Raw genomic sequence first — 13,557 nt, 5'->3', positions numbered from 1 at the left:
GATATAGTAAGTATATCGTATCTGTTTGAGTTTTATTTAAGTGCCACGCAAATGTTTAGTGAATATATTCTGGCTGAGTTGTGTATTCTTCAGTATCTCTGCGACCACGCAGGCTGAAACACAAAATGCGCATTCAGATGGCGCTCAATCCATCTGGATGGATGAATGGCATCGTTCCTTATCCGCCACATTCAATGAGCAAGCACAAGCTATCGACGGGTGGTTTTCAGATACAGACATCCCAAAGCAAACGGCTGGGGCAAGTGGTAAAGTTCGTTTCGGCTGGGAACCTCGCTCAACAGACTTAGCTGGCTTTGACACACGTTTCCGCATTAAATTTTCCCTGCCTTCATTGAAAAACCGCGTGGATCTCTTGCTCAGTGATGACGAAGATGAAAATCTCGAGGACAATATCCGCACCAGCAGAGAGATTGATTCACAACGACAAAATACCACTCTCGCCTTGCGTTTTTTCAGTCCGAACTTTGCACATGTGAGTTACCGGATCGGTTTTGGCCGAAGAGATCAAGTTTTTGCCCGCGCTACTTACCGAGACTATTACAAAATAAATGAAAAAATCACTCTGTTGTATGACAGCCAAGCTTATTACTACAATCGAGACCGCTGGGGCACAGAGGCTGGTGCATCCATCCTGTATGAAAGAAGCGGAAAAGTGTTAGACAGATTAAATCATCGCTGGTATTTTTCGGATAAGGATAATGAATTTAAATGGCGTTTAGAAGCCCAACGCTACACCCGTTTAGGTCCACAATCGACCTGGATAAATACGCTTTACCTCAGTGGCTATTCGCGCCCTAATATGCATACTGAACAGGTATTAGTCAGCACTAAATTACGCAGCAACCCGTTACGAAAATGGCTATTTTTTGAGGTCGAGCCATATGTACTATGGCTCAAAAAAGAAGATTTTAAGGCAACCTATGGGATTGCCTTAAGATTTGAGGCTTTTTATGGCAAAGGTAATGCCTTTAATTTTTAAAGCTCCCTTTATCTCGAGTTAGTTCCTAATGTGTTCTTATGGGGGGCTGAAGGTTATCTACTTTGAGCTGTGCACTTCAAAATGCATCGCTTCGACTTCTTGTAGACTCGGTAATGCAGACATGGCACCGATTTTAGAACAAACCAAACCACTTACTTTGCCAGCAAACGCGATACACTCATCAATACTATCGGCATAAAAAGCTTCCGTTTTTGGCAACTCCGCTATTTTATATAACAATGCCCCGATAAACGAATCCCCGGCTCCAGTAGTATCAACCGCAGAAATTTTGTAAGCAGGAATAATTCTGTTTTCGCCATTTTGTGAGATAAAGCAACCAGCTGCGCCCAAAGTAACTAACACCATTTTTACACCATACTGGTGTATATACGCACACCCCTCAGCATAGTCCTGTGAACCACTTAAGAAGGTTAACTCTTCATCACTTACTTTCACGATGTCAGCTTTAGCAAAATAAGCTTCACAAAGCGATTTGAACTCCGCATCTCGGCCTTGCCACAAATCAATCCGGTAATTTGGATCGAAGCAAATCGTATTGCCCTGGGTCTGCGCAAAATCAGTGATCTCTTGATATGCTTTACCTAATTCACCACCTAATAACGCGGTGGCTGAACCTAAATGTAGAATATCATTGGGCTTTAACACGTCGGCTAGGGGACGAGAAATAGCATATAGCTCATCAGCTCCGCGATTAAAAACGAATTCGCGCTCACCGTTTTCCGCTAAAGAAACAAACGCTAATGTCGTCGGTGTACTGAGCTGTGCAACCCCAGAGGTATCGACGCCAAACTGGGCCACTTTATCAATCAGAAACTGTCCAAATGGATCTTTACCAACTGCACCTAAGAGTTGCGTCGCTCCTCCTAACTTAGCAATAGTCGCGGCCACGTTCGCCGGTGCTCCACCAGATTTTTTAATATAATTAGCACCTGCGACAAGACCTACATCTTTATCCGTGCAAACAAAATCTATTAACATCTCACCTATACAAACAATACTCATACTTTTCCTTTTTTAAATTATTTAACTGCGCGATTTTGCGATCGCTTTTATCCAAAAATATGCACCAAAAATCGCTAAACCGACTTCGTATTCGATAGGCATTTGGTTGGCAAACATCAGTAACGCTAAAATAAAACCGGTAGAACCGAGCATACCATACAAAGTAGATTTTTGATGTTTACGCTGTAGAGCCTGTTGCTCTTTGAACTGTTGTTCTTGAAGTTCAGGTAATGCTTTTAATTGTTGCAAGGTAGAAAAAAACAGGTCAGGCATATCAGGCAACTTTTCTGTCCAGAAAGGCGCATTATTTTTGATTTTGGTCAACATAGCTTTGAGACCGATTTGTTCGTTCATCCAATTTTCCAAAAACGGTTTTGCAGTTGCCCATAGGTCTAGTTGTGGATAAAGCATGCGTCCTAAACCCTCTACATAAAGTAAGGTTTTTTGTAACAATACTAGTTGCGGTTGAACCACCATATTAAACCGTCGAGCAGTGTTGAAAAGCTGTAATAAGACATGCCCAAAAGAGATCTCGTTTAATGGTTTTTGGAAGATCGGGTCACAAACGGCTCGAATAGCGGTTTCTAGTTCGTCAATGTTAGTATCCGCAGGAACCCAACCTGAATCGCGATGCAACTCTGCCACTTTGCGATAATCACGATTAAAAAATGCGATGAAATTAGCTGCTAGATAATGCTTATCCTCAGCGTTCAAAGTACCGACAATCCCATAATCTATCCCAATATAATATGGATCATCGGGGTGTTCCGTACTGACAAAAATATTGCCTGGGTGCATATCGGCATGGAAGAAACTATCGCGGAACACTTGCGTGAAAAAAACCTCGACCCCACGTTCGGCCAGTTTTTTCATATTAGTATCTTGGGCTTCTAGCGCAGCAATATCGGACACAGGTATACCGTAAATACGCTCCATCACAATCACATCTTTAGTGCAATAATCACCGTAAAAATGAGGGACATATAATGCATTGGAATCTTCGAAGTTATGTTTGATTGCCATACCATTGGTGGACTCGCGCACCAAATCTAATTCATCAAAAATGGTTTTTTGGTACTCTTCAACGACTTCTACCGGGCGCATTCGCTTGCCATCAGGTAGCCATTTCTGAACCACGACAGCTATCGACTGGAGCAATTCTACATCGGACTCAATTATCGGCTCAATATCAGGACGAATGACTTTTATCACTACATCCGCATTATCTTGTTTTAGTTTTGCAGTGTGGACTTGAGCGATTGAGGCTGAAGCGAGTGGCTCCGGATCAAAGTCACAGAATAATTCGTCTAAACAAGTAATGTTTAATGAGCGTAAAATCGAAGCTTCTGCATCAGCGCCTGAAAACGGTGGTACATTGTCTTGTAATACGGCTAATTCGTCTGCGATGTCCAATGGGATCAAATCGCGTCGAGTGGAAAGCATCTGACCGAATTTAATAAATACAGGGCCAAGAGATTCAAGCGCTAAACGTGCCCGCACCCCACGACTTTTATCCTTGTGTTTGTTGCGGATCCAAAAAATCCCCAAGCGACCTAATCTGGCATACCAAGGCACAAAAGATTTAGGCAACAAATCATCCAATCCATACTCAAGAACGACTTTTGCTATTTGATAAAAACGTTTGGTTGCCATAAGGGCTGTTGTTTCCTATTTTGTTGTCCCGCTATATACCTTTAATCAATCATAATTAGTGATAAACAACGAACCCAATATTCTACGAATTTACTCACTTTGTGACTACTTTTCTACCTGCTGTGCCGCCTGCCTTTCTAAAAGCGCAATACGAGCTTCAACTCGGTCGAGTTGATATCTTACTTGAGTGACATCCTCACAATACAAAGCAATCCGCATAGCAGAAGCGACGAGTTTTTTTTCTTCGACCAAGGCTTCTGCTACTGTTACTTGTGCCTGATCAAACCAATACTCTCCCATCGTTTTAGCTTTCTCAGCAAACGCTAAAGTGTACTGAGCAGGAGTATGTCCCAAATATGTTGTCAGGATTTTCTCAAGATCTAAATCAAGCTCGGATAATAAGGCGGATAGGTTTTGCAGGACTTTCAAATCCCCTTGCAAATCTAATTTATCAGCTTTGATGAGTTTGGTCAGATTGTTGGTGTCACGAATTTGGTCTAGTGCAGATAAAGCCACGACTACTGTACAATCTACTGCGTCTTCTGCCAACTGTTGCTCAGGCAAAGAAATATCAATTTGCGTTGCCGAGAAATACAATACTAGAGGCCATTGGATAGGTGTGATAACCAACTGCAGTGATTGACCAGTCAAAGGTTTAAGCAGATGTAGGTGCTCCGGGTCGAGCTTGAGTAAAGTATTCGACCCTTGTTCAAGGAGTGCCGCCGCTAACTGACGCAGTGGCATTTAAAACTTATACCCTTTGTGAAGTGCTACAATGCCACCGGTCATGTTGGTGTATGTTGTATTTTCAAATCCTACGTCTTCCATCATGCTTTTTAATGTTTCTTGATCAGGGTGCATGCGAATCGATTCTGCGAGATAACGATAACTTTCTTCATCGTTAGCCACTAACTTGCCCATCTTTGGTAATAAATGAAAAGAATACGCGTCATAAATTTTACTAAGGCCTTCACTAGTTGGTTTAGAAAACTCCAGCACTAACAAACGACCACCTGGCTTTAAGACACGATAAATAGATGCTAAGGCTTTAGATTTGTTAGTGACATTGCGTAAACCAAATGCCATCGTCACAATATCGAACTGATTATCAGGGAAAGGAAGTTCTTCGGCATTCGCCTCAACATAATCGATATTTTGTACCAACCCCATATCGCGCAGCTTGTCTTTGCCTACCTCGAGCATGGATGGGTTGATATCGGATAAGGTGACACGACCTGTTGGACCAACAATACGCGAAAACTTTGCCGTAAGATCGCCTGTTCCACCAGCCAAATCTAGTACTTGCTGACCTTTACGGGCACCTGCACTATCGATTGTAAAACGCTTCCAAATTCGATGAATACCCAAAGACATCACGTCATTCATAATATCGTATTTGGCGGCAACATTGTGAAAAACGTCAGCGACCATGGATTCTTTGTCCTGCGCATCCACTTGTTTAAAACCGAAGTGCGTTTTACCGTTTTCAATATCCGGGGCATTAAGTGTTTGCGTTTGCTTTTCCATGTTTATTTACTCAAATAGATGCTTAAGGCAATTGTAACCAAATTCATGGTGATTTTATAGTTTTACCGCTGTAAACCCATGTAATTATCACCGCAGCTCAATGCTACTATTTGGCTCAACTCGGTAAAAGAGCGTCCAGATTGTCTCTGCCATTCAATAAAGGCATCCTGAATGGCTTTGAGACTGCGTTTGGAACGTGCAGAGCCAGTAATAATCCCGTGTTGGGTAAAATAGTCTTCGACGTCTTTGGACAACAAAAATGTATCCACACCTAAATAACGCAATGCATATGGCCCGGTATTCCCGCCCAAACGCTTACCGTTTTTCTTTAAAAACTCCCACAATCCAGTGATATCAAGTGGATCCCAGCTAGCTACAAAGTTACCAAAAGAGCCATGTGAGTCTTGGATGTCAGAAATCATGTAGGCATTATCTCGAATGGTTCTGACTTTATTTAAGTTTCGAATAATCGCTGGATTTGTGGCTTTTTGCTCAAGCATTTCATCCGGCATCATTAGTATTTTTTCGATTGCAAAACCAAAAAAAACGTCCTCAAAATCAGGCCATTTGTTGCGTACAACACGCCACACGAAACCTGATTGGAAGACTTTTTTGGTAAACTCCGCTAACCAGCGGTCATCTGGAATGGCTTTGATTTCTGCCGCCGTAAGAGGCTTACTTAAAAGGCTCTCGAGCATTGCTCTTGAGCCTTTTCTTTTGATCGCACGCTGTTCTAAGTGCGCATAGGTTTCTATGGTCATGGCTTACCTATCGGTTAAGCAGCAATCCCCGAGTGTCGTAACAGTGCATCCACTGTCGGTTCTCTTCCTTGGAACGCAACAAATAATTCCATTGGCTCTCGACTACCGCCCATTTCTAAGATGTTCGTTAAAAATTTCTCTCCAGTAGTACGATCAAAAATGCCATTTTGTTCAAAAGCGCCAAACGCATCTGCTGATAATACTTCCGCCCATTTATAACTATAATATCCTGCGGCATAACCACCGGCAAAAATATGACCAAAACTATTTTGGAAACGATTAAACTCTGGTGGTTTAACGACGGCTGTCGTTTCTCGAATCTCATCAATAAAACTTTGCACATCTACATCTGGTGCAGCCATATGTAATTTAAAATCAAATAGACTGAATTCTAGCTGACGTAACATTTGCATAGCTGACTGGAAATTTTTCGCTGCCAACATTTTATCGAGTAAATCTTTGGGTAACGACTCACCCGTTGTGACATGACCGGAGATAAACGCCAATGCTTCTGGTTGCCAGCACCAGTTTTCCAAGAACTGACTGGGTAGTTCTACCGCATCCCATGCCACGCCATTGATACCCGACACCCCTGCCACATCGATCTTGGTCAACATATGATGAATCCCATGACCAAACTCATGAAATAAGGTCACGACCTCATCATGCGTAAAACACGCGGGCTTGCCATCGACTGGACCCGAAAAGTTACATGTCAAATACGCAACTGGATACTGTAATGTGCCATCTACTCTCGTGCGACGTACCCGACACTCATCCATCCATGCCCCGCCACGCTTTTTCTCGCGCGCATACAAATCTAGATAAAAACTACCGCGCAGTTCACCTGCAGCATCATGGATGTCATAAAACTTCACATCTTCATGCCATACATCAACATCGGTACGTTGCGTAATCGTCAAACCATATAACTTTTCGACTACCTTAAACAGTCCAGGTACAACTTGAGTCTCAGGGAAATAAGGACGCAATTCTTCATCGCTGATCGCATACTTATCTTGCTTTAATTTTTCTGAGTAATATGCAACATCCCATGCATTGAGACTCTCTTTACCATAATGCTCTTGGGCAAAGGCTGCTACTTCAGCAAAATCAGCTTTAGCTTGGGGGGTGGACTTCTGAGCTAAATCAGTTAAGAAACCAATCACTTGCTCTGGTGTTTGCGCCATTTTCGTGGCTAATGAACGCTCGGCATAATGCGCAAAACCAAGCAGACTAGAGATTTCTTTACGCAATTGTAAGGTTTCTTGGATGATCGCAGTGTTATCAAACTCACCAGCATTAGGACCGACCTCAGAGGCGCGCGTCACATACGCGGTGTATAACTCTTCTCTTAACTCAGCATTATCGGCATACATCATAACAGGTAAATAACTCGGTATATCAAGTGTAAATACCCAACCAGCAAGTTCTTTTTGTTGTGCTGTTTGTGCTGCAGCTGCTTTGGCTGACTCAGGCAATCCCGCTAACAGCTTTTCATCCGTGATGTGCTTTTGAAACGCCATCGTTGCATCGAGCACTTGATTCGAAAAGGTACTCGATAACTCTGACATACGAGCTTGAATTTTGGCATATTGTGCTTTTTGTTCAGCAGGTAAGGCTACGCCTGACAATGTAAAATCACGTAATGCATTGGTCACGACTTTTTGTTGTGCTGTGGTTAAGCTCGTAAATTCAGCGCTATCCGCCAGTGCCTGATAACATTTGTACAAACCCTGGTTTTGACCAACCCACGTGCCGTATTCGGATAATAAAGGCAAACAAGCATCATGCGCTTCGCGTAATTCATCATTACTGACCACAGAATTCATATGTGATACTGGTGACCACAAATTACTGAGTTCAGTATCCACTTCATCAATCGCCTGCACCAAATCAGCAAAAGAAGATGCTTTGGCTGCAACAACTTTGTCAATCACAGTTTTACATTCTGCAATTGCCGCTGCGATAGTGGGTTTGATGTCTTCTGGCTGTATCTCCGAAAACATGGGTAAACCGTCGCTTGTGTTCCATTTATTCATACGTACCTCAAAATTTATCCTATTTTTAATAAGTTGTGCCATTTACTAAAATTACAAGTTAGCCGTTGTAAAAATTACACCGCTGTATACTTATCAGTACATTGCTTGATGATTTTACAATTGTGGCAAAATTATCAACACAAAATCGACATTAATATGGAAAAAACAATTGCTTGTTCTAATCTTAAATTGCCCCTTTAAAATTAGCGAGGTCCAATGTTAAGCCACAGACTCAAAGATGAAACACAACACATGCATCGAGCTATAGATCAGCACGCATTACTCAGCAAGTTAATGTCTAATACCCTAACACTCAGCGAATACCGAGATGCCTTGGTGTGTTTATATGATTGGCACAGAGCGATAGAACACATCGTTTATACCAACGATGTATTAGCACTTGGTCTGCGGATGCAACCAAAACATCCGAATTTATTACGTGATTTACAAAACATCTGCCCATTTACCGGTGACGCACCTGCTAAAGTCGCCATGAGAGAAGTGAATCTCGCGGAAAAACTAGGCTTCATTTATGTGATTGAAGGTGCCACGCTGGGCGGACAGATACTTGGACCTAAAGTAGCCAAAACCCTAAAACGTGATGATATTACTCACTACTACTCCATTTATGGCTCTGCAACCAGAGAAAACTTTATGCACAACATGCAACTGATAAATACCTTGGTTTGCTCACCTAAAGAACAATCTATGTGTATCAAAAGTGCTCAAAAAGGATTTGATATGCTTAACTTTATACTTAATACCAAATTTCCAAACTGCGCGGCATAACGTGAAAAAAATTATATTTTTATATACCTGTCTAGTTATTATCTCGGTGTTATTATTTTCCAATACCCCGATGCAACTAATGCACTGGGGGTATTTGAGCGGTTTACTTTGCATCATTGCGTTATGCATTTATTTCTCTCTGACTAGGCACAAAAAGTACCTTACAGATTTAGCTACTCACGCGCTCCAAGTTGAAAATATCAATCAAATAAGCAAAAGAAAACAATTCTTTATCAGTAAAATTAGCCATGATTTACGCACCCCTTTACATGGTATCAATGGCTTAATCGAATTATTGGGAAAAGAGAAACTCAGTGAATCTGGGCAGGTATACTTAGACAAGCTAAAAATTGGTTCAAAGGCTTTACTGGAGGTTATCTCTGGCGTTATTGAATTAAACCGACCGGACGATAGCGATATTACCGTAGAAAAAGAACCGCTCGATCTTTCTCAATTGTCTGAAGAACTGGTTCAACTCTACTCTACCAATTGCTATCTCAAAAATATTCAATTATCACTTTTTATTGAACCGTCCATTTATAATAAGATTTATTTTCTCGATAGAAACAAAATAAACCAAATCCTCACAAATTTACTGTCTAATGCAATCAAATTTACTGACTCTGGAGAAGTGACACTGTGGCTCAAAGAAAGCCCCCTAGATGACACTGCCTGCAAAATAACGTTCATGATTACGGATACCGGCACCGGTATTCCTGAAGAAAACCTCCCTTTCCTTACACAACCTTATTATCAGGTAAGTGAGATACAGGAGAACCGAATTAAAGGTGCAGGGCTGGGTTTGAATATTTGTTTAACATTGCTCAAATCAATGCGCTCTTCTCTCTCAATCACTTCAAAAGTAGGTGTTGGGAGTCAGTTTAGTTTTTCATTAACCGCCGACACAACCTCAAAATTACATATCCCTACAGTCGAAATGAAAGACCATAAAAAAATCGTCTTATTATCACCAAAGTCGGTTACTACTGAAAATATCATCAATTTCTTAGCATTTTGGAGTATTGATTCTGAATATTTAGAAAGTGAAGCCATCGATGATTTAACACTACCAGTAGATTTGCTCATTATCCAAGGTTTTACAGAAAACCAGTTGACCAAACTTATACCTAGAGTGCGTAGTATGGCTATTTCATCTATCCATATCCTACTGGATATAGATACTAAAGCGATTGAGCAGCAATTTTCAGATATTCATTTGCATTATCACTATGGTTATTTCTCTGCTAGCGTTTTACACAACATCCTGAACGATGCTGATGTTGTGGTGCAACACTTAAGCAACTCTCATCCCCAAATTGATTATTTAACGTTATTAAAAGAATGCACCGCAGAGCATGACAGCGCAATGCTGGTTGTCGATGACAATGAAATTAACCAACTCGTGCTTTCAGAAATGTTGCATGAAGTCGGTATAACAAAGATTGATGTGGCTAATAACGGTCAAGAGGCTGTCGATTTTGCGCAGCAAAATGATTATGACGTCATCTGGATGGATTTAATGATGCCTATCATGGATGGTTTGGAAGCCACTCAAAAAATCTTGGAGCAACAACCTAACACAGTCATTTACGGACTAAGTGCTACAACAGAAATAGAGCATTTAGAAAAATGTAAACAAGTCGGTATGCAGACTTTATTTGCAAAACCATTGAACAAAGCAGACTTACACAGCCTTTTGTTGGCGTATTTCGAAGATGCAAAATACCCATCTGACCATGTCCAGAATATGGATTTAGCACAGTTTTTCAATCAACAAAAGACTATCAAGATACTCATACATAGTATTGATAACAAGACGATATACAAACTAAATAGATATTTTTCTCAACAAAAAAATGTCTTAATATCATATTTTTATGCTCCACAAAGCATTATTTATCATTGTCAAGTTGAAGCCTTTGATCTGCTTTTGGTTGATATCAACGACAGTCAACTCCCTATTTCAGCATTCATGCATGAGTACTCAGTCAAACGCCAAAAAACGCCCATAATATTGGTAAATGCAGGTCAAAAAATTTACTTAGATAAATCTAATGAAAAAGTGCATTGCTTACCACTAAATTTCACGGCCCTCGACATACAGAAAATATTGTTGCGATTAAAGGAAGAAAACACAATGGTATATCAACATAAACCCACTTTACCTATAAGGGATCATAGACATGGATAATGCACAAGTTGACCTCACCAATTGCGACAGAGAACCCATTCATCTTTTAGGTAACATCCAGAATTATGGTGCTCTCTTAGCCTTTGGTTATGATTGGCAATGCCAGCATGCATCGGCAAATTTAGATAAGTTCCTGAGTCAACCAGTCAGCAAAATCCTAGGTTCGCAAGCTGCTAGTTTGTTCAGTCATGAGAGTTTTAATGAGATTAAGGAAACACTGACACGGCTAGATAAACCTGATCAAACTGAGCGTATTTTTGGTATTGAGCTTTTTGGTGATGAAGTACTATACGATGTAAGTATGCATTTATCCAATATGATAATCGTCATTGAATTCGAATATCATCAAGCTCTCGTACATCATAATTCACTTTCTAACATGCGTACCGCATTACGAAATCTTTCACGAACTTATTCACTTGAATCTTTTTTCGTTGAGGCTACAGAGACAGTTGCTAAGCTGACTGGCTTTGGCAGAATCATGCTCTATCGATTCCACAATGATGGTTCAGGTGAAGTTATTGCTGAAACCATTAAATCATCTATGGATTCTTTTTATGGTTTACGCTACCCAGCGTCTGATATACCGAAACAAGCTCGTAAACTATATTTAAGAAATCTCACCAGGCAAATTGAAAATGTTAATTCCGATGTAGTCCCTATTTTGTCAAATCCCACTATGTCAGAAAATCAACTCGATTTATCTATGAGTTCGTTACGTGCAGTTTCACCAATACACATAGAATACCTCACTAATATGGGGGTAAATGCCAGTTTTTCATTAAGTGTCATTGTCAATGGAGAATTATGGGGACTGTTTGCATGCCATGATAACAAAAGTAATTATGTCTCCTTAGAAATGCGCTCCATCATTGAAGTATTTGGCGAGGTTTTCTCGTTAGAACTTACGTCGAAGCTTCGCAATAGTTCCTACGTCGATACAGATGTAGCGCAAAACTTACATCTCAAGATGATGGCCGCTTTGGATAGTGAACAAAGCGTCTTTTCTAATTTATCACCGTATATCAAAGACTTTTACAAACTCATTCCCTGCGAGACTGTATTGCTTTGGGTCGACGGTAAAATGACCACACATGGTGCTAGTATTGCCCAAGAAGATATTCATTTACTGATCGCTTGTATTAACTCCATCTCGCCAAATGACATTATCTGTACCGATAACCTACGTAAATTTTTAAAAGAAGAGGTCACTGTTGGTGAACGTTTTGGTGGCATGCTCGCAATACCAATATCGAGAAGCCCAAGAGACTTCCTCATTTTCCTGCGCAAAGAAGAGCATATTTCGGTCAAATGGGCTGGTAACCCGGAGAAACCAGTTACTTATGGACCCAATGGTAGTCGACTCACACCACGAAAAAGTTTTGCAGCCTGGCAAGAAGTTCGCAAAGGATACTCAAAACCTTGGTTAGAAAAAGAAATTGGTTTAGCGAGATTAATTAAACAGATGTTACTCGAGATAATTATTCGCAACATCGATGAACGACAGCGCTTGGCACTGGAATCACAGCAACAACAAGACATGTTAATCCATGAACTCAATCATCGGGTGAGAAACATCTTGGGTTTGATTAATTCTGTCGTGAGTAAGACCGCAAAAGGTTCGAAGTCTGTTGCTGAATTCAAAACTATCCTTGGTGGTCGGATTGATTCAATATCTGTTGCACAAAATCATCTAACTGAAAAAAATTGGTCTCATGCACCTTTACAAAAGTTAATAACTACTGAGATTCAAGCTTACACAGACGAGAATTCGTCAAGGGTAACAATGGATGGTGAGAATATTGACCTACTGCCTAAAGCATACACGACCCTGACATTAGTTATCCATGAATTAGTGACAAATGCGGTCAAGTATGGGGGGTTAAATGCACCTGGGGGAAAAGTGAATATTAGCTGGACAATTTCAGACAGCCAAGACTTGGTCATTTCTTGGAAAGAATCTGGTTTTGCATGTAAAACGCCAACCAAAAAAGGGTTTGGTTCTGTGATTATCGGTCGCTCGATCCCTTTTGATCTTAATGGTGAATCGACTGTTGAATTTGGCATCGACGGTTTGCATGTATTATTGAAAGTGCCACAAAAATATATCTACAAGCGAACTGAAACAACCAATCCCAAAGTACAACTTATCAAAACCCCAAAAAATAGCATACCAATATCGTTATTAAAGGAAGTGTTAATCTTAGAAGACAATATGATTATTGCCCTAGATATCGAGGAAACCATGCAAGATTTATCAGCAAAGAATATCAATATTTGCTCAAATTCAATCAGCGCCAGTGACATACTAGACCAAAAATCAGTTTCTTTTGCGGTATTGGATATTAATTTAGGTGGCAGTACTAGCATAGAGATTGCGAAAAAGTGCCAAACCAAAGGTATCCCTATTATTTTTATTACTGGCTATAAAAATTTAGATACTTTGTTAGACATAGATCTGAGTGACATCCCCGTTTTGAGTAAACCTATGAAAAAAACGGATTTAGTCAATGCGCTAGCAAATCTAGTCTCTCATTAAAATGTGAGATACATAGCTAAATTGTATTTCAT

The 13,557-nt window shown here is 40.5% G+C and carries 10 protein-coding genes; 4 read left to right on the top strand and 6 right to left on the bottom strand.

Going from position 1 to position 13,557, the window contains the following annotated elements:
- Positions 1-58: 58 nt before the first annotated feature.
- Complete coding sequence (locus NLF92_RS09460) at positions 59-1,000, top strand: hypothetical protein (protein ID WP_254101198.1); 942 nt, start codon at positions 59-61, stop codon at positions 998-1,000.
- Positions 1,001-1,057: 57 nt separating this feature from the next.
- Here the strand turns inward: NLF92_RS09460 and NLF92_RS09455 are convergent, their stop codons facing one another.
- The 6 genes from NLF92_RS09455 to prlC all read right to left on the bottom strand — a co-directional run bounded on the left by NLF92_RS09455 (position 1,058) and on the right by prlC (position 8,006).
- Positions 1,058-2,023: a carbohydrate kinase family protein gene (locus NLF92_RS09455; protein ID WP_254101196.1), complete on the bottom strand. Its 966-nt coding sequence runs from the start codon at positions 2,021-2,023 to the stop codon at positions 1,058-1,060.
- Between the two features lie 21 nt (positions 2,024-2,044).
- Positions 2,045-3,676, bottom strand: coding sequence for a ubiquinone biosynthesis regulatory protein kinase UbiB (gene ubiB / locus NLF92_RS09450; protein WP_254101193.1), 1,632 nt, complete (start codon positions 3,674-3,676; stop codon positions 2,045-2,047).
- A 105-nt stretch (positions 3,677-3,781) separates the two neighbouring features.
- Positions 3,782-4,420, bottom strand: a complete 639-nt coding sequence (locus NLF92_RS09445; protein ID WP_254101191.1) for a ubiquinone biosynthesis accessory factor UbiJ — start codon at positions 4,418-4,420, stop codon at positions 3,782-3,784.
- Entirely contained in the window at positions 4,421-5,203 is a 783-nt protein-coding gene (ubiE, locus tag NLF92_RS09440; RefSeq protein ID WP_254101189.1) for a bifunctional demethylmenaquinone methyltransferase/2-methoxy-6-polyprenyl-1,4-benzoquinol methylase UbiE, read from the bottom strand.
- A 62-nt stretch (positions 5,204-5,265) separates the two neighbouring features.
- Positions 5,266-5,964: a DNA-3-methyladenine glycosylase I gene (locus NLF92_RS09435; protein ID WP_254101187.1), complete on the bottom strand. Its 699-nt coding sequence runs from the start codon at positions 5,962-5,964 to the stop codon at positions 5,266-5,268.
- Positions 5,965-5,978: 14 nt separating this feature from the next.
- On the bottom strand, positions 5,979-8,006 hold the full coding sequence (gene prlC, locus NLF92_RS09430) for an oligopeptidase A (protein WP_254101185.1): 2,028 nt from the start codon (positions 8,004-8,006) through the stop codon (positions 5,979-5,981).
- A 216-nt stretch (positions 8,007-8,222) separates the two neighbouring features.
- On the opposite strand from prlC, the gene NLF92_RS09425 reads away from it, so the two are divergent.
- Genes NLF92_RS09425 through NLF92_RS09415 form a run of 3 tightly spaced genes read left to right on the top strand, consistent with a single transcriptional unit; the run spans position 8,223 to position 13,525 of the window.
- Positions 8,223-8,795 (top strand): biliverdin-producing heme oxygenase, encoded by a 573-nt coding sequence (locus NLF92_RS09425; protein WP_254101183.1) that lies wholly within the window; start codon positions 8,223-8,225, stop codon positions 8,793-8,795.
- A gap of 1 nt (position 8,796) precedes the next feature.
- Entirely contained in the window at positions 8,797-10,986 is a 2,190-nt protein-coding gene (locus NLF92_RS09420) for a response regulator (protein ID WP_254101181.1), read from the top strand.
- Positions 10,979-13,525, top strand: coding sequence for an HWE histidine kinase domain-containing protein (locus NLF92_RS09415; RefSeq protein ID WP_254101179.1), 2,547 nt, complete (start codon positions 10,979-10,981; stop codon positions 13,523-13,525). The genes NLF92_RS09420 and NLF92_RS09415 overlap by 8 nt, the downstream gene beginning before the upstream one ends.
- Positions 13,526-13,557: the final 32 nt, after the last annotated feature.

Source organism: Opacimonas viscosa, from assembly GCF_024199005.1.
Lineage (GTDB): Bacteria > Pseudomonadota > Gammaproteobacteria > Enterobacterales > Alteromonadaceae > Opacimonas > Opacimonas viscosa.
This window is presented reverse-complemented; position numbering and strand designations above follow the sequence as displayed.